A 15,827-nucleotide genomic window follows, 5' to 3' on the forward strand; every position below is an offset into this window, starting at 1 on the left:
CGTACGCTATAAACCCTGGCGAACCAGCAGGTCAGGGGTGATTTCGGCAATGGACTTCGCGCCGGTGAGCGTCATCGCCACGCGCATCTCTTTCTCCATTAAGTTCAGCAGATTGCTAACGCCAGCCTCACCATGAGTGGCGAGTGCATACAGGAAAGCGCGCCCCAGCAGCACAGTGTCAGCGCCAAGCGCAATCATACGTACCACGTCCAGGCCATTGCGGATGCCGCTGTCCGCCAGAATGGTAAGATCGCCTTTTACCGCGTCGGCAATGGCGGGCAGGGCGCGGGCGGAAGAGAGCACGCCGTCCAACTGGCGGCCACCGTGGTTAGACACCACGATCCCGTCGGCGCCGAAGCGTACCGCATCGCGAGCATCTTCCGGGTCGAGGATCCCTTTAATCACCATTGGGCCGTCCCAGAATTCGCGGATCCACTCCAGATCTTTCCATGAAATGGACGGATCGAAGTTATTGGCCAGCCAGCCAATATAATCCTCCAGCCCGGTTGGTTTACCGAGATAGGTGGAAATATTGCCCAAATCGTGAGGGCGGCCATTTAGGCCAACGTCCCATGCCCACTGCGGGTGCGTCATCGCCTGGAAATAGCGGCGCATCGCGGCATTAGGGCCGCTCATGCCTGAGTGAGCATCACGATAGCGCGCCCCAGGGGTCGGCATATCGACGGTAAATACCAGCGTGGAGCACCCGGCGGCTTTCGCCCGCTCCAGCGCGTTGCGCATAAAACCGCGATCTTTCAAAACATAAAGCTGGAACCACATCGGGCGGTTAATCGCCGGTGCGACTTCTTCAATCGGGCAAACGGACACCGTCGACAGGGTAAAAGGAATGCCTTTTGCTGCGGCAGCTTTTGCGGCCTGAACTTCTCCCCGGCGGGCGTACATCCCGCAAAGCCCCACAGGGCCGAGGGCGACGGGCATAGAGAGTGTTTCGTTAAACAACCGGGTTTCCAGGCTCAGCGCCGACATGTTTTTCAGTACGCGCTGCTTGAGCGCCACCTGCGCCAGATCTTCCACGTTGCGCTTCAGCGTATGCTCGGCATAGGCTCCTCCGTCAATGTAGTGGAATAAAAAAGGCGGCAGAATGTGCTCGGCGGCGGCACGGTAGTCGGTTGCTGCGGAAATAATCATCGTTTCTTTTCCCTTATTTCATCACTTGCTTCGTCCGGGAGGCGGGTAATGCGTGCCTGACGGGCTTCGTCTTCCTGCAGAGTTTTGATAGTGGTGTGGACGTAGCCGAGGTGCGACTGGGCAGCTCGCCTTGCGCGCTCGGCGTCTCCGGCCAGAATCGCCTGCAATAATTCGTCATGCTGCTCGGTTAGCCCGGCAAAAATGGCCGGGACGGTGTACATGCGCTGGCGGCTGTGCAGCACCGAAGATTGCAGCAGGTCGAAGAACCCGCGCATGGTCTGCAGCAGCACGATATTGTGGGAGGCTTCGGCAATCGCCAGGTGAAACCTGACGTCGGCCTGGGCGGCTAAATCCGGGTCATCGCTCTCTTTAAATTTTAGCGTGGCATCGAAGCAGGCGATCAGCTTTTCTTTGTCGGCCTGCGTCGCCCGCATGGCGGCGTACCAGGCCGTACTGCCTTCAATGGAGTGCCTCGCTTCGAGGATATCCAACTGGTAATTAGGGTCGCCCTCAACCAGCGTTTTCAGCGGTTGTACGATGCGCTGTTCCGACCATTGTTCGGTCTGGTAGCGCAGATAAGTGCCGCCGCCGCGCCGGCTGGCCAGCACGCCTTCGCCAATCAGCTTTTGAATCGCCTCGCGTAAAATCGAGCGCGAACAGCCCAGTTCGGCGGCCAGCTGGCGTTCGGCGGGCAACCGCATGCCCGCCTCCAGATTACGTTCTTCAATCAGCGCCTTAACACGCTCAACCATCTGGTCGGCAAGGCGCGGCACAGCTTGGGTCATGGGATCATCCAGGTTAAAACATAGGCCTGCAGCGTGGTAATCACTCCCACCATGCAGGTGAAAATCAGGCTGTGCTTCACGGTGAAGCGGAACAGGTCTGACTCTTTCCCGACCAGCCCCACCGCCGCACAGGCAATGGCTATCGACTGCGGTGAAATCATCTTCCCGGTCACGCCGCCGGTAGTATTGGCCGCCACCAGCAGAAGGTCCGACACGCCAATCTGCTGCGCGGTCGTGGCCTGCAGCGCGGCAAACAGCGCGTTAGACGAGGTGTCCGACCCGGTGAGGAACACGCCCAGCCAGCCAAGGAACGGCGAGAAGAAAGTAAACGCGTGGCCGGTATGCGCCAGCGCCAGGGCCAGCGTCGCCGACAGCCCGGAATAGTTGGAGATAAAAGCAAACGCCAGCACCATGCCAATGGAGTAAATCGGCAGCGCCAGCTCCTTGAGCGTTTCGCCGAAAGTAACCAGCGCCGCTTTCGGTTTCATGCGCAGGTAAACAATTGAGATCAGCGCCGCGACCAGGATTGCCGTGCCGGTGGCTGACAGCCAGTCGAACTTAAACACCGCGGCGTAAGGCGCACTGGCGGTAACGACCGGCGGCATTTTGGCGACAAGGTTATCCAGGAACGGCACGGAGAAATTATAGACCCAGTCCGCCATCGCGCCGCCTTTGGCGAACAGCGCTTTAAACGGCGGAATGCTCCACAGCGTAACCGTGGCCGTTAAAAACAGGAACGGCATCCAGGCTTTGACAATCTGCCCGGTCGTGTATTTCTGCGCAGTCTGCGCCTGCACGGTTGCAGCCGCGTTCTCGTTATCAAAGCGGAAAATGCGCACCGGCTTCCAGACCCGCAGGAACGCCGTCAGGCACACCAGCGACACCAGCGAAGAGATAATGTCCGGCAGCTCGGGGCCGATAAAGTTAGAGCTGAGATACTGGGCGATAGCAAACGAGCCGCCTGCTACGATTACCGCCGGCCAGGTCTCTTTGATTCCGCGCCAGCCGTCCATAATCGCCATGATCCAGAACAGCACAATGATCGTCAGGAACGGCAGCTGGCGGCCTACCATCTGGCCGATTTCGAAGCTGTCCAGGCCGGTAACCTGCCCGGCAACGATAATGGGGATTCCCATCGCGCCGAAGGCCACCGGCGCGGTGTTCACTATCAGGCACAAACCTGCGGCGTACAGCGGCTTAAACCCGAGGCCGACCAGCAAGGCTGCGGTAATGGCAACCGGCGCCCCAAACCCGGCAGCCCCTTCCAGAAAGGCGCCGAAAGAGAAACCGACGATCAGCATTTGCAGGCGCTGGTCCGGCGTGATCGACAGGATAGAGGAGCGAATAATGTCGAACTGCCCGGTTTTGACCGAAATTTTGTAGACAAACACCGCGGCCACAATAATCCAGGCGATGGGCCACAGGCCGTAGAAGAAGCCGTACACCACCGAGGCAAGCGCGCGATCCACCGGCATGCGGTATAAAAACAGGGCAACCAGCAGGGCGAGAAATACCGTGATCGTTGCCGCTTTGTAGCCCTTCATCCGCAGCTTAATCAGCGCGAAGAAGAAAAACAGAATAGGGAGCGCGGCAATCAGGCTCGACAGCCAGATATTCCCGAGCGGGTCGTAGAGTTGGGGCCAGACTTGCATGCAGGTGTTCTCCAGGGTGAGGCGTTTATCGTTTTTTATTAGATTGGTAGGACCAATTTTGCTTTGTAGAGCAAATGATGGCTAATGGTTAATCTTGTGTTAATGAAAGGCAACGGCCCGACGAGTGTTTATCAGCGTTTTGTAGAAAAGGGCACGTTTTTAGTCAGATTGGTAGGACCAAAAAACGGCTCTCCTGGCGGGAGAGCCGTGAAGGGAGAAAGCGATTGCCGGGGGGATGACAACGCAGGTTTTGCGGCTTATTTTTTGTATTGCTCGTCACTGACTTTTTCCAGCCACTCAACGGGGCTGCCGTTTAAGGACTCCGCTATGGCGATATGCGTCATTGCCGTCTCCGGCGATGCGCCATGCCAGTGTTTAACGCCTTCAGGTATCCATGCGATATCGCCCTGATTCAGCTCCTGAATTTCTTCGCCCCATGCCTGAAGCCAGCCTCGCCCCTGGGTGACTATCAGCGTCTGGCCGAGGGGATGAGTATGCCAGGCCGTGCGTGCCCCCGGCTCAAAGGTGACAATTGCTCCGCCAACGCGGGCGTTTTCAGTGCCACTAAAAGGTGAATCAATGCGTACTGTGCCGGTGAAATAACTTTCCGGGCCCTGCTGTGAAGGTTGTGAACCGCTGCGGATAATTTTCATCAAATGCTCCAGTCGAGAAGGTCATCGTTCGTTGTCATACGGTAGTCCCGAACGCTGTAGAGAACTAGCCAGGGAAAAGTACAAGAGCTTATGAATCCAGTTCATTAATCTCGCTATACTGGGAATATTCTGTTCCTTAGTGAGGCTTGTTTCGGCCATGCTGAAAGAAAACTTCAACGATCTAATGTCATTTATCGAAGTGGCACGCGAGCGCAGCTTTACCCGAGCAGCGGCAAAGCTTGGCGTGTCCCAGTCCGCGCTCAGCCACGCGATTCGTGGTCTTGAGGAGCGTCTTCAACTGCGTTTACTGACCCGCACCACGCGCAGCGTCGCGCCCACTGAAGCCGGTGAAAAGCTGCTTGCCAGCCTGTCGCCTCGCTTTGCGGATCTTGAAAACGAGCTGGCTGCGTTGAGTGAAATGCGTGCGCGGCCGGCGGGCAACATTCGGCTCAATGCGGCCGAACACAGCTTGCAGTCGGTTTTATGGCCGGTGTTGAAAACTTTCCTGGTCGACTACCCGGACATCAATGTAGAAATCAGCGTGGATAACGCCCTGACCGATATTGTCAGCGGGCAGTTCGACGCCGGGATTCGTCTCGGCGAGCAGGTGGCAAAAGATATGGTGGCCGTGCGCGTTGGCCCGGAGCTTACTATGTCGGTCATTGGTTCTCCGACCTATTTTGCGAAACATGGCTACCCGGCGACGCCGCAGGATCTCCAGCAGCATAATTGCATCAATATGCGGCTGCCTACCCTGGGAGGACTGTATGCGTGGGAATTCGAAAAGGACGGGCGTGAGCTGAAAATTCGCGTGGATGGGCAACTAACGTTCAACAGCCTGAGCCAGCGCATTGATGCCGCGCTGCAAGGTCTCGGCCTGGCATTTGTGCCGAGCGACACGGTTTCCGATGAGCTTGCCGAAGGGCGGCTGGTCCGGGTTCTGGAGTCCTGGTGCAAACCGTTCCCAGGTTATTACCTTTACTACCCCAGCCGTAAGCAGCACACGACCGCGTTCTCCCTGCTGGTGGATGCGCTGAGATACTCTTCCTGAGCCGTTGGTGATAAGCGGATTTTATTCTGGTTCAGCGACATCAAAGCCCGAAGACGCGCAGACCCTTTTCCTGGCCCACTTCGTAACTCATTGATTTATCCATTCAGCAGAGTCGTGTCCCAAAAAGGACAGGAAGGAGAAAAGAGACAGCTTTATCAGTTTCAACAAGGCGTTAGCTGTGAAAAGCTCTTGTTCACTGCCGTACAGGCAGCAGGCGAGGCGCGATAGATGAAGTGCCTCGCCTGTTTTTCTCATACCAGCCTCAGAACCCTGTCCAGCGACCAGCGGCCAGCGCCACGGGCGATAACCAGCAGCAGTAATCCGCCCCAGATCAGGTGCGTGGGCCATGCGTCCGGGTAGACAAAAATTTCAATCACCAGGGTCATAAACAGCAATCCCGTTGCAGCGAAGCGTGAAAATAATCCCAGCACCAGCAGAACAGGGAAAGTATGTTCGGCCAGCGTGGCCAGGTGCGCGGCGATATCATAGGGGATAAGCGGCAGCGCATATTCGGTGCGGAACAGCTCGTAGGTGGACGGTTTTAGCGTCATAAACCCCGTGACTTTTGTGCGGCCAGAAAGGAAGAACACGGCGGCAACGCCCACGCGGGCTATCAGCAACAGCAAGTTGTCGCCGACGCCTCTCTCGATGCGATCCCAGAGTCTATTCCATAGCGCTCTCACGCCTTGTTCTGTCATGTGTTGTTCAGATACTTTCATCATTTAGCCTCAAAAGGTGTGATTAAAATGCGGCGAACACGCCGCGAATAAGCAGGTTGCTGAAAAAAGGGCCGAGGGCGAGGGCTGGCTCGGCAGCCAGTGCCTGTTTGCTAGCCTGGTCAAGGGTTGCCCCCAAACGGCAGGCGGTCAGGAAGACCGATCCGCCCTGGCTTAAAGGTTCGGCAAAAATACGCTGCTGGCGGCGAACCAGGAGAGCGCCTTCGCCCTGCCAGTGGATTGTCTCCGGCGCGGCGGTTTGTTCACGGTTGAACGTCCAGAGCGTGAACACCGGCAGCGTGGGGTGCCAGTACCAGCGAACGCTGTCCCGCAGCCGTAATGATGTGGTGCCCAGGGTATCCGCCGTGGTGCTTGCCAGTGCATGCACGTCCAGCGGGGCCGAGGCCGGGGCACAAAACACCTCCAGCCACAGCTTGTCCAGCTCGGCCACGGCGCTTAAATAAGTCAGTTCTCTGGCCGGAGGATAAGCGCTAATAAAGGCGGGGAAGGCGTCGCCATAGCGAACCAGTTCACCTTCGTATGGGGGGCGTTCAAGCGCATAGCCGCGCGCCATTTGACGGAAAAAATCGGTTCCGGTAAGCCTGGATACGCTGGGGAAGTTAGCGTCCAGGGCGTCAACGCAGGCTTTGATCACGCTGTTGCGATAAACGGCAATACCGGGCTGATGCTGAAGATGGCTTAGCTCGGATCTAGCCTCACCGTATAACAGGCCAATAAATGCCTCGTGGTAGCGGCTTAACTGAGTGCTCATACGGCGGCTCCCATTGTGTCGAGGATGCGCTGGGCACGCTGCTGTTCGGCCAGCAACACGTTAAACACAGGCAGGTTGTCATCCCGTTCAATAAGCGTGGGTTTTGCTCCCGCCCGCTGAATCAGTTGCGTATACAGCCGCCAGACCTCCTCGGATATTGACTGATCGTGGCTGTCGATCAGCAAATCGCTGCCCCCTTCGTCGGGGCTAAAGCCCGCCAGGTGGATCTCAGTCACACGTTCGACCGGGAAACAGCTCAGCCATGCTACGGCCTCAAAGCCGAGGTTGTGGGCGCTGAGCCAGACGTTGTTCAGATCCAGCAGCAGGCCGCATCCGCTCCGCCGGCTGACTTCGTCGAGAAATTCGATTTCATCCCATTCGTGTTCCGGCATCTGCAAATAGTGCGTAGGATTTTCCAGTGAAATCTGGCAGCCCAGCGTGTCCTGCGTGCGGTTAATGTTGTCAATAACGCGGTGCATCACCCGCGTTGTCCTCGGCACCGGCAGCAGGTCAGGATAATAAATCCCGTTCCAGCGCGACCAGGCGAGGTGCTCGGAAACAAGCGCTGGTTTGATGTCAGTCACTAGCGCTTTTAGCTGCGCGAGCAGTTGGGCGTCCGGTGGCTCGTCACCGGCCAGTGAAAGCGAAACGCCGTGCAGCGAGATCGGGTGTTGCTGGCGGATGGCCGCCAGCCACTCTCTGCGTGGGCCACCCGCCATGAGATAATTTTCACTGTGAACCTCGAACCAGAGAGAGGATGGACTGGCCCAGGCGTCGGCGTAATGCTCGGGCTTAAGGCTTAATCCGGCGCCTAAAGAGTGTGTCATCGTCATGGGAGTGGCCCTTTGATTAGCCTTCGGTCAGCGAGCCGTGGCCATTCGGCGTCTGGATCGCGGTGCAGGTCCCCGCTGGCACCATTTTGTAGGCATTTTTCTGGTAATCGACTTTGGAGGTGCCCGCGCAGGTGGTACCGGCGCCGGCCTTACAGTCGTTGTCTGCGGCTTTGGCAATGCCAAAACAGCGCTCAAGGTTTGGCCCGGTTAATTCAGCGGCAAAGGATGCCGCGCTGAAAGAAACCAAAGACAGGGCAATCGCGGACATAGCAATACGGTTCATCGTGTTCTCCAGATAATTAAAATGAATTTAGGGACGGCAATCATCGGCTATTTATTGAGAGCGTTATTTCCTCCTCATTGAATAAGACGCATTAATTTCCCGACGTAATATTCACGGCTTTAAATATCGTGCGGGCGACATTTTTCGGGTCATACAGCATCGGCACATGGCTGACCGGTAACTCGGTGACGTGGGCGTGAATTTTCTTCGCCATCGCTCGCTCCAGATCCGGGTTGATCATCCGGTCATTGCTGCCGACCAGGAACCAGCTCGGTTTCTGCTGCCAGGCAGCGGTGGTCACTTTTTCGGTAAAGCTTGCGGCGGCGATCGGCATCTGGGTGATGCCAATAATGTTCTGCGCTTCAGGCGTCGCATCCTGGGCAAAATCGGTGGCGACGGCCTTCGGATCGAGGCTCAGAAAGCCGTCCGCACCCTTGATGATTTTTGCGCTGCCGGGCGGGGCCGGGAAGCTGTTGGCCAGATCGGCCGTGGACTGACCCGGCGATGGTGCAAAGGCATTGATGTACACCAGGCCTTTCACTTTCGGATCGTTACCCGCCTCGGTAATCACCGTCCCGCCCCAGGAATGACCTACCAGAATAACGTCGCCTTTGGCACGGGCGATGGCGCGTTTGGTCGCCGCCACGTCGTCTGCGAGTGAGGTTAATGGGATCTGCGCGGTGATGATTTCGTAATGGCGCGTTTGCAGAACCGGGATCACCTGCTCCCAACTGCCGGTCGCGTCGGCGAAGGCGCCGTGCACTAACACGATGGTGTGCTGAGTTTCCGCCTGGGCGGCAAATCCGGTCATCAGGCCAGCCGCAGCCAGCGCCAGCAGCGTTTTACGCGTGGGTTTCATCTTCTTTTCCTGTTTTAGGGGGTGGGAATAAATCAGCGGTAAATATCGGCGCTGCCGAAGTAGCTGTTGTTGCCGCCGGCGGAGACCACTCGCCAGGCGCTGGCCCCGGCTTTTTCAGCTTTTGCAGCCAGTTTTTCATTGAGCTGGTCGAGAGACAGCGTGGTGCTATCGCTTTCTGTGACGGTGCCAATTTTGACCAGGCCCTGAGCGCTGTGGACTTCTTTGGCAGCAAAGGCAGGCGCTACAGTAGCGGCCAGGACGAGCGGGAGAATAACGGTGCGGAACAGTTTCATCATAAGCCTCACATATCGGGTCGTTGAATACGTTGCCGCCTGAAGGTGGCGGATGCGCTTATTTAACGCCTGGTTTGTATGTGGGCTGTGTCAGAGGGAAGGGGATTTGTTTTGTTATTTAGCCGTGGGCGGCGTGGATACAAAACAACACAATTCTTTTGTGCTGAGCCGGGATAACCCCTCTCCCCGAGCGGGAAGAGGGGAAACGAGCGGTTAGTTTATGCCTTCCCGGCTCTCTTTTTTGGCTTCTTCGGCCTCGATGGCGCGATACCAGCGCGGGTGGTGCTTCTTCGCCCATCGGCGGCTGACTTTGCCAATGACCATGCCTTTAATCGATCCTTTCACCCAAAACGCCATGTACATATGGATCAGGATGGCGTGGATCAAAATAATGGCTGAAGCGGCGTGGATAAGCAGGCTGTAGCGAATCATCCACATTGGGAAGTAGTGCGCAAACCAGGGCCGCCAGATAATAATCCCGGTCACCAGCAGCACGAAGATCATGCTCATAATGCTCCAGAACATCATCTTCTGCCCGGCGTTGTACTTGCCCACGTCCGCCACTTTATGCTCGTTGCCTTTCAGCACCTCAACAATGCCCTTCAGCCAGGGGAGATCCTGCTTGTCGGGAATGTTGTGATGCACGAAGCGCACGAACATAAACATCAGCGCCACAAAGATAGCCACGCCGAAGAACGGGTGCAGAATGCGCCCCATCTGTGGCGTGCCGAAGGTTTCCGTCAGCCATTGCAGCGTCGGGAAGAACAGGGCAATGCCGGACAGCGACACGAGGAAGAAGCAAATCACTACCGTCCAGTGGCAGGCACGGTCGATGAATTTGGTTCTGACGATCATCTTACTCATGCTTGTCCTCCTCATCTTCGTCCACCTCTTCGTTCGGCCCGATCCCGACATAGTGGAAAATCAGGGCCGCGAAGGTAGCAACAAACCCGGCAGCCGAGAGCGGCTTCAGAATGCCTTTCCACAGGTTGATTGGGGTGTCAATCTTCGGCTCTTTCGGCAGGTTGTACAGCTCTGGCTGGTCCGCGTGGTGCAGCACGTAAACGACGTGTGTGCCGCCCACGCCCTGCGGGTTGTAAACGCCCGCATGTTCAAAGCCGCGTTTTTTCAGCTTCTCAACGCGCTGCTCTGCCATGTCCAGCATCTCTTTGCGAATACCAAAGCGAATCGCACCTGTCGGGCAGGTTTTCACGCAGGCAGGTTCCTGGCCTACGCTAACGCGGTCAACGCACAGGGTGCATTTATACACGCGGTTATCGTCTTTGTTCAGGCGAGGGATGTTGAACGGGCAGCCCGCGATGCAGTAGCCGCAGCCGATGCAGTGCTCGGACTGGAAGTCCACGATGCCGTTGGCGTACTGAATAATTGCCCCAGCGGACGGGCAGGCCTTGAGGCAGCCCGGATCTTCGCAGTGCATACAGCCGTCTTTGCGGATCAGCCATTCCAGCTTGCCGTTTTCACGGGTTTCTGAAAAACGCATCAGCGTCCAGGACTTGGCGCTCAGATCAGCGGGGTTGTCGTATACCCCTACGCAGTGGCCGACTTCGTCGCGGATGTCGTTCCACTCCGAGCAGGCCACCTGGCAGGCCTTGCAGCCGATACAGCTTGTGACATCGATGAGCTTGGTGACTTCTTCCTTGAAGTCACGTGCTTGCGGCGGCGGGGTGAAGCTGTTGGTCGCCGAGCGTTTGATAATATCCTGAGATTGCATGGACATTGTTTCCTCCCTTACGCCTTCTCAATGTTGACCAGAAACGCCTTGTACTCCGGCGTTTGCGAGTTGGCGTCACCCACCGACGGCGTCAGGGTGTTGGCGAGATAGCCCTTGCGGGCCACGCCTTCAAAGCCCCAGTGCAACGGGATCCCGATGGTTTCGATTTCCTGGCCGCCCGCCTGCAGGGTTTGCAGGCGTGGCGTCACCACGGCCACGGCTTTAATAAAGCCGCGTTTGCTGCTGACTTTCACCCGATCGCCGTGCGCAATGCCTTTCGCTTTCGCCAGCCCTTCGCTTATTTCTACGAACTGTTCCGGCTGCACGATGGCGTTCAACCGCGCGTGCTTGGTCCAGGTGTGGAAGTGCTCAGTCAGGCGATAAGTGGTGCCGACATACGGGAACTGCTGCCTGTTACCCATGCGTTTAGCGTCCGCTTCGTACAGGCGCGCCGCCGGGTTGGAAACCACTTTCGGGTGCAGCGGGTTGGTGCCCAGCGGCGTTTCAAACGGCTCGTAGTGCTCCGGGAACGGCCCTTCGGCAAGTTTGTCGAGGGCAAACAGACGGCCCAAACCTTCCTGCTGCATGATGAACGGCCCGACGCCGCTGTCCGGGGCGGCGGTGCTGAAGTCCGGGATATCGTTCCCGACCCATTTCGTACCGTTCCACTCAATCAGCATGCGTTTGGCGTCCCACGGCTTGCCCTGCAGATCTGCCGAGGCGCGGTTGTATAACACGCGGCGGTTCATCGGCCACGCCCATGCCCAGCCCAGCGTATTACCCAGCCCGGACGGATCCGCGTTGTCGCGGTTTGCCATCTGGTTGCCTTTGCTGGTCCAGCTTCCGGCGTAAATCCAGCAGCCGGAAGCCGTGGAGCCGTCATCACGCAGCAGCGCGAAGGAATCAAGCAGTTGGCCTTTTTTCGCCAGCAGGTTGCCGTTGGCGTCAAACAGATCTTCCAGCGCGTAGCCGTTGCTCTCCTGAGCGACTTCTTCGGACTCGGGATGATCGGGCTGCTCGTAGTGCCAGCGCATTTTCATCAGCGGCGCAATACCTTTGCCGCCTTCGGCCTGGTACATCTGGCGCAGCCGGTGGTAAAGTCCGGCAAGGATCTCCCCGTCATTCAGCGCTTCACCCGGCGCATCCGCGCCTTTCCAGTGCCACTGCAGCCAGCGGCCCGAGTTGGCGATGGAGCCATCTTCTTCCGCAAAGCAGGTGGACGGCAGGCGGAACACTTCGGTCTGGATTTTCGCCGGGTCAACGTCGTTCATCTCGCCGTGGTTTTGCCAGAAGTTGGAGGTTTCCGTCACCAGCGGGTCGATAACCACCATGTACTTCAGCTTGCTCAGGCTGGCGACAACCTTGTTTTTATCCGGGAATGAGGCGACAGGGTTAAAGCCCTGGCACAGGTAGCCGGTGACGAGGTTGCGATCCATCATGTCGAAGTACTTCAGCACGTCGTACGCCTGATCCCACTTCGGCAGCCAGTCAAAGCCCCAGCCGTTCTCTTTCTGCGCGTCGTCGCCGTAGAAGGTTTTCATCAGGCTGACGAAGAACTTCGGATAATTCCCCCAGTAGTTCACCTGGCCCGGCAGCGTTGCTTTTGGCGTGTTGGCGGCCAGGTAACCGTCGAGCGTGGTTTGCTTGTCGGACGGTAAAGAGAGGTAGCCCGGCAGGCTGGTGGACAGCAGGCCGAGGTCGGTCAGGCCCTGAATGTTGGAGTGGCCACGCAGCGCGTTGACGCCGCCGCCCGCCATTCCCATATTGCCGAGCAGCAGCTGGATCATCGCCATGGTGCGGATGTTTTGCGCGCCCACGGTGTGCTGAGTCCAGCCCAGCGCGTACAGGAACGTAGTTGTGCGATCGACTGCGCTGGTGGAGGCCAGCACTTCACAGACTTTGAGGAAATCTGCCTGCGGCGTGCCGCAGATATGCTCGACGACGTCCGGCGTGTAGCGGGAAACGTGCTCTTTGAGCAGGTTCCAGACGCAGCGCGGGTCGGTTAGCGTGTCATCTCGCTTCGCAAAACCGTTTTCGTCGAACTGATAATTCCAGGTGGTTTTATCGTATTGGCGCTTTTCTTCGTCGTAGCCGCTGAACAGGCCATCTTCGAAGCTAAAGTCCTCACGCACCAGCAGGGCCGCGTTGGTGTAGTGTTTGACGTATTCGGCGTTGATTTTGTTATTGGAGATCAGGTACAGAATCACGCCCGACAGGAAGGTAATGTCGGTGCCGGAGCGGATCGGCGCGTAAATGTCCGCCACCGATGCCGTGCGGGTGAAGCGCGGATCGACCACGATCAGCGTGGCGTCGTTGTTGTTTTTGGCTTCCATCGCCCAGCGGAAACCGACCGGGTGGGCTTCAGCGGCGTTACCGCCCATCACCATCACCACGTTGGCGTTTTTGATATCAACCCAGTGGTTGGTCATCGCACCGCGACCAAATGTTGGAGCAAGACTTGCTACCGTTGGTCCGTGTCAGACGCGTGCCTGGTTATCTACCGCCAGCATACCCAGCGAGCGGGCAAACTTCTGGGTTAACATGCCGGTTTCGTTGCTGGCCGCCGAGGCGCACAGCATCCCGGTAGAAAGCCAGCGGTTAACCGTCACATTCTGTTCATTTTTCTCGATGAAGTTGGCATCGCGGTCGTCTTTCATCAGGCGGGCAATACGGGAGAACGCCTCGTCCCAGCTGATGCGCTGCCATTTGTCTGACCCAGGCGCACGGTATTCCGGGTAACGCAGGCGATTATCGCTGTGAATGTAGTCCAGCAGCCCCGCGCCTTTCGGGCACAGCGCGCCGCGGTTGACCGGATGATCCGGGTCCCCTTCAATATGGAAAATGCTGGATTTGGCATTTTTCGAGCCATCCCCGAGGCTATACATCAATAAACCACAGCCAACAGAACAGTAAGTACAGCTATTGCGAGTCTCTTTTGCACGCAGCAGCTTGTAGTTGCGCGTTTCCGCCAGCGCGGCTTTTGGGACAAAGCCCAGCACCGCCGCCGTTGTACCTGCCATTCCGCCGGCGCAGATTTTGAAAAACTTCCTGCGACTGACGTTCATCGTCACCTCATTGTTATGACGTTTTTAGTACGGGCGAAAATAGCAGCTATAGCCATTCAGATATTGCGTGAAATCAATTCGATAAACATTGGGTAGGTGATTACCCCTTTGGTATTAGTGGTTATTTGACGGAGATAACACTGGCGTGTGCCTGGGGCAGAGAAAAGGGGAGTAAAGCGGCGTGGTTAGAGGCGGTGCCGTTTATCAGGGAAACGGCACGAGGCAGGCGTTGAGTCAGATGCGGGTGATTGTGAACCACCGGCGCCAGATAAAGCGCAGCAGATAATATTCAATGGTGCCCAAAGCGAGGAACCAGATGCAGAACAGGATCACGTAAAGCTGGCTAAGGTCGACCAGGTGGAAAGTGTCGATCAGCTTTTGTGCCAGCGTCAGCGTTAACGCCGGGGCCGGGAGCAGCAGGCATGACAGAAAGGCCAGCAGCAAAATGCCGCCCGCGCTCAACAGCGCTTGATGTGGATGGTTCATGACGTTGTTAGCCTGAAGTTAAAAGGCTATTGTCCGGGAAAGTGCACCCGGGTGTAAACCATTTGAGAAAGGGTAAAAAAAGCGGCCCCTGCGAACAGAGGCCATCATCATCAGTTAAAAACGTTTTGCAGCAGCGTGTACATCTGGGTGAAAGCGCGTTTTGCCACTTCCGGGTGGTATTTCGCGACGCCTTCAACGTTCGCGCCCGGGTCGGTAAACGAGTGCACGGCACCGGCGTAGCTCACCAACTGCCAGTCTACCGATGCGGCGTTCATTTCGCTGACAAACTCGCTCAGCTGCTCGCGCGGCACCAGCGGATCTTCCGCACCGTCCAGCACCAGAATAGAGGCTTTGATCTCTCCGGCGGCGTGGGTTTTTAGGGTATTCAGCGTGCCGTGGAAGGAAACAGCCGCTTTGATATCCGCGCCGCTTCTTGCGAGCTCCAGCGCGCAGTGCCCGCCGAAGCAAAAGCCCGCTACCGCCAGTTTGCTGCCGTCGACGGCGGCAATTTTCTGCGTGGCAAGCGTGTCTAACGCGGCCTGCATACGGCCTACTTCCGCCGGGGTGTCCTTCACGCCCATCATCAGGGCACCGGCTTCATCGGCGTTGGTAGGGCGCTTGCCCTGGCCATAGAGATCGGCGACTAGCACGACATAGCCCTGGGCGGCGATCCCTTTGGCCTGTTCAACCGCTCCAGCGCTCACGCCCATCCAGTTGGGAGCGATCAGGACGCCGGGCCGCGCAGCGCTTTGGTTTTCCTGGTAGACCAGTACGCTTTCAAAGGTTTGATTCTCGACTTGATAAGTAACGGGTGTTGAAATAATTTCTGACATCAGAATTAACCCCTAAATAAAATTTATTGGTCGGCAGGTGAAGTATAATTAATTTCATAATGCTAACAAATTAGCAATTTATTAAATTTACAAGCGCATGAAATGCTATTTAATTTAATTTAAAAAACGTTTATTTGTTAGCGATAAATAATTTATGTGAATAATTGTAATTAACGATGTTCGGGGCAGGGAATATCCATTCTATCTCCAGGCCTTATTCACATTAGGGCATCACGCTGCGTCATCGGTAACAGGCGAGAGTCTTCCAGCGCCGCCGTGCGATGGCCAATTCCCTGCATACAGGCTTCATTATTCGCGAAGGCCAGAAAAGCTTCGGCACTGCTCTGCCGCACGAGCATGGCGCAGTCCCAGCGTTCATCCTGCGGGCCAATCAGCCAGCTGTCTGCGGCGCCAAAGAAAATAATGTCCCCGCCGCTTTGGCGTAAAAACGGCAGCGTGTGCTGTATATAGCGCTGAAAAGCTTCCGCGCCGCTAATCGCGCTAAGCGGCATTAATTCCGGGGTGGCTGAGTAATCCGCCATTGCCCTAAAACGCAGGAGGTTGAGCATATAAACCTCCCCGTAAATTTGTTTCATCACAAAATGTCGCGCGGCCTGCGGGGTGGGCTGCAGGTAAGGCGTCGTGTTTGAGGACGTGACCATAAT

At 56.9% G+C, this 15,827-nt stretch carries 17 protein-coding genes; 1 reads left to right on the forward strand and 16 read right to left on the reverse strand.

Annotated features, from left to right (window positions below):
- Nucleotides 1-6 precede the first annotated feature (6 nt).
- The 4 genes from lldD to AAIE02_RS01435 all read right to left on the reverse strand — a co-directional run bounded on the left by lldD (nt 7) and on the right by AAIE02_RS01435 (nt 4,239).
- Nucleotides 7-1,149, reverse strand: coding sequence for an FMN-dependent L-lactate dehydrogenase LldD (gene lldD / locus AAIE02_RS01420; protein ID WP_498531848.1), 1,143 nt, complete (start codon nt 1,147-1,149; stop codon nt 7-9).
- Entirely contained in the window at nt 1,146-1,934 is a 789-nt protein-coding gene (gene lldR, locus AAIE02_RS01425; RefSeq protein WP_166866296.1) for a transcriptional regulator LldR, read from the reverse strand. Before lldR ends, lldD begins: the two co-directional genes overlap by 4 nt.
- Entirely contained in the window at nt 1,931-3,586 is a 1,656-nt protein-coding gene (gene lldP / locus AAIE02_RS01430; protein ID WP_166994457.1) for an L-lactate permease, read from the reverse strand. Before lldP ends, lldR begins: the two co-directional genes overlap by 4 nt.
- Nucleotides 3,587-3,843: 257 nt before the next feature.
- A complete protein-coding gene (locus AAIE02_RS01435) occupies nt 3,844-4,239 on the reverse strand; it encodes a (R)-mandelonitrile lyase (RefSeq protein WP_336818520.1) in 396 nt (131 codons plus the stop codon).
- 157 nt (nt 4,240-4,396) lie between these two features.
- Here AAIE02_RS01435 and AAIE02_RS01440 point away from each other — a divergent pair, with 157 nt between their 5' ends.
- Nucleotides 4,397-5,290 carry a LysR family transcriptional regulator gene (locus AAIE02_RS01440; RefSeq protein WP_498531849.1) on the forward strand — a complete coding sequence of 298 codons (894 nt, stop codon included), beginning with the start codon at nt 4,397-4,399 and terminating at the stop codon, nt 5,288-5,290.
- A 251-nt stretch (nt 5,291-5,541) separates the two neighbouring features.
- On the opposite strand, the gene AAIE02_RS01445 is transcribed toward AAIE02_RS01440, so the two are convergent.
- The 12 genes from AAIE02_RS01445 to AAIE02_RS01500 form a co-directional block, all read right to left on the reverse strand.
- Nucleotides 5,542-6,012, reverse strand: a complete 471-nt coding sequence (locus tag AAIE02_RS01445) for a DoxX family protein (protein WP_286180285.1) — start codon at nt 6,010-6,012, stop codon at nt 5,542-5,544.
- Between the two features lie 19 nt (nt 6,013-6,031).
- Complete coding sequence (locus AAIE02_RS01450; RefSeq protein ID WP_498531850.1) at nt 6,032-6,778, reverse strand: HvfC/BufC family peptide modification chaperone; 747 nt, start codon at nt 6,776-6,778, stop codon at nt 6,032-6,034.
- Nucleotides 6,775-7,611: an MNIO family bufferin maturase gene (bufB, locus tag AAIE02_RS01455; protein WP_498531851.1), complete on the reverse strand. Its 837-nt coding sequence runs from the start codon at nt 7,609-7,611 to the stop codon at nt 6,775-6,777. The genes AAIE02_RS01450 and bufB overlap by 4 nt, the downstream gene beginning before the upstream one ends.
- Before the next feature lie 16 nt (nt 7,612-7,627).
- Nucleotides 7,628-7,894: a BufA1 family periplasmic bufferin-type metallophore gene (locus AAIE02_RS01460; protein WP_008460533.1), complete on the reverse strand. Its 267-nt coding sequence runs from the start codon at nt 7,892-7,894 to the stop codon at nt 7,628-7,630.
- Between the two features lie 91 nt (nt 7,895-7,985).
- A complete protein-coding gene (locus AAIE02_RS01465; RefSeq protein WP_008460535.1) occupies nt 7,986-8,753 on the reverse strand; it encodes an alpha/beta fold hydrolase in 768 nt (255 codons plus the stop codon).
- A 32-nt stretch (nt 8,754-8,785) separates the two neighbouring features.
- A complete protein-coding gene (locus tag AAIE02_RS01470; RefSeq protein WP_498531852.1) occupies nt 8,786-9,049 on the reverse strand; it encodes a YdgH/BhsA/McbA family protein in 264 nt (87 codons plus the stop codon).
- Nucleotides 9,050-9,259: 210 nt separating this feature from the next.
- Entirely contained in the window at nt 9,260-9,925 is a 666-nt protein-coding gene (fdnI, locus tag AAIE02_RS01475; protein ID WP_034809921.1) for a formate dehydrogenase-N subunit gamma, read from the reverse strand.
- Complete coding sequence (gene fdxH / locus AAIE02_RS01480) at nt 9,903-10,784, reverse strand: formate dehydrogenase subunit beta (protein WP_498531853.1); 882 nt, start codon at nt 10,782-10,784, stop codon at nt 9,903-9,905. Before fdxH ends, fdnI begins: the two co-directional genes overlap by 23 nt.
- Before the next feature lie 11 nt (nt 10,785-10,795).
- A complete protein-coding gene (gene fdnG, locus AAIE02_RS01485) occupies nt 10,796-13,843 on the reverse strand; it encodes a formate dehydrogenase-N subunit alpha (protein ID WP_336708339.1) in 3,048 nt (1,015 codons plus the stop codon).
- A 234-nt stretch (nt 13,844-14,077) separates the two neighbouring features.
- Nucleotides 14,078-14,329, reverse strand: coding sequence for a DUF1158 family protein (locus tag AAIE02_RS01490; protein WP_008460543.1), 252 nt, complete (start codon nt 14,327-14,329; stop codon nt 14,078-14,080).
- 110 nt (nt 14,330-14,439) lie between these two features.
- Nucleotides 14,440-15,162 (reverse strand): dienelactone hydrolase family protein, encoded by a 723-nt coding sequence (locus AAIE02_RS01495; RefSeq protein WP_498531854.1) that lies wholly within the window; start codon nt 15,160-15,162, stop codon nt 14,440-14,442.
- Nucleotides 15,163-15,380: 218 nt separating this feature from the next.
- A complete protein-coding gene (locus tag AAIE02_RS01500; protein ID WP_336982166.1) occupies nt 15,381-15,824 on the reverse strand; it encodes a DUF1330 domain-containing protein in 444 nt (147 codons plus the stop codon).
- Between the last annotated feature and the right edge of the window lie 3 nt (nt 15,825-15,827).

The organism is Cedecea sp. Ae19-4, from assembly GCF_059801165.1.

Coding starts and splice junctions, on each gene's coding strand:
- lldD (WP_498531848.1), bottom strand. CDS start 1,149: ATGATTATTTCCGCAGCAACCGACTACCGTGCCGCCGCCGAGCACATT.
- lldR (WP_166866296.1), bottom strand. CDS start 1,934: ATGACCCAAGCTGTGCCGCGCCTTGCCGACCAGATGGTTGAGCGTGTT.
- lldP (WP_166994457.1), bottom strand. CDS start 3,586: ATGCAAGTCTGGCCCCAACTCTACGACCCGCTCGGGAATATCTGGCTG.
- AAIE02_RS01435 (WP_336818520.1), bottom strand. CDS start 4,239: ATGAAAATTATCCGCAGCGGTTCACAACCTTCACAGCAGGGCCCGGAA.
- AAIE02_RS01440 (WP_498531849.1), top strand. CDS start 4,397: ATGCTGAAAGAAAACTTCAACGATCTAATGTCATTTATCGAAGTGGCA.
- AAIE02_RS01445 (WP_286180285.1), bottom strand. CDS start 6,012: ATGATGAAAGTATCTGAACAACACATGACAGAACAAGGCGTGAGAGCG.
- AAIE02_RS01450 (WP_498531850.1), bottom strand. CDS start 6,778: ATGAGCACTCAGTTAAGCCGCTACCACGAGGCATTTATTGGCCTGTTA.
- bufB (WP_498531851.1), bottom strand. CDS start 7,611: ATGACGATGACACACTCTTTAGGCGCCGGATTAAGCCTTAAGCCCGAG.
- AAIE02_RS01460 (WP_008460533.1), bottom strand. CDS start 7,894: ATGAACCGTATTGCTATGTCCGCGATTGCCCTGTCTTTGGTTTCTTTC.
- AAIE02_RS01465 (WP_008460535.1), bottom strand. CDS start 8,753: ATGAAACCCACGCGTAAAACGCTGCTGGCGCTGGCTGCGGCTGGCCTG.
- AAIE02_RS01470 (WP_498531852.1), bottom strand. CDS start 9,049: ATGATGAAACTGTTCCGCACCGTTATTCTCCCGCTCGTCCTGGCCGCT.
- fdnI (WP_034809921.1), bottom strand. CDS start 9,925: ATGAGGAGGACAAGCATGAGTAAGATGATCGTCAGAACCAAATTCATC.
- fdxH (WP_498531853.1), bottom strand. CDS start 10,784: ATGTCCATGCAATCTCAGGATATTATCAAACGCTCGGCGACCAACAGC.
- AAIE02_RS01490 (WP_008460543.1), bottom strand. CDS start 14,329: ATGAACCATCCACATCAAGCGCTGTTGAGCGCGGGCGGCATTTTGCTG.
- AAIE02_RS01495 (WP_498531854.1), bottom strand. CDS start 15,162: ATGTCAGAAATTATTTCAACACCCGTTACTTATCAAGTCGAGAATCAA.
- AAIE02_RS01500 (WP_336982166.1), bottom strand. CDS start 15,824: ATGGTCACGTCCTCAAACACGACGCCTTACCTGCAGCCCACCCCGCAG.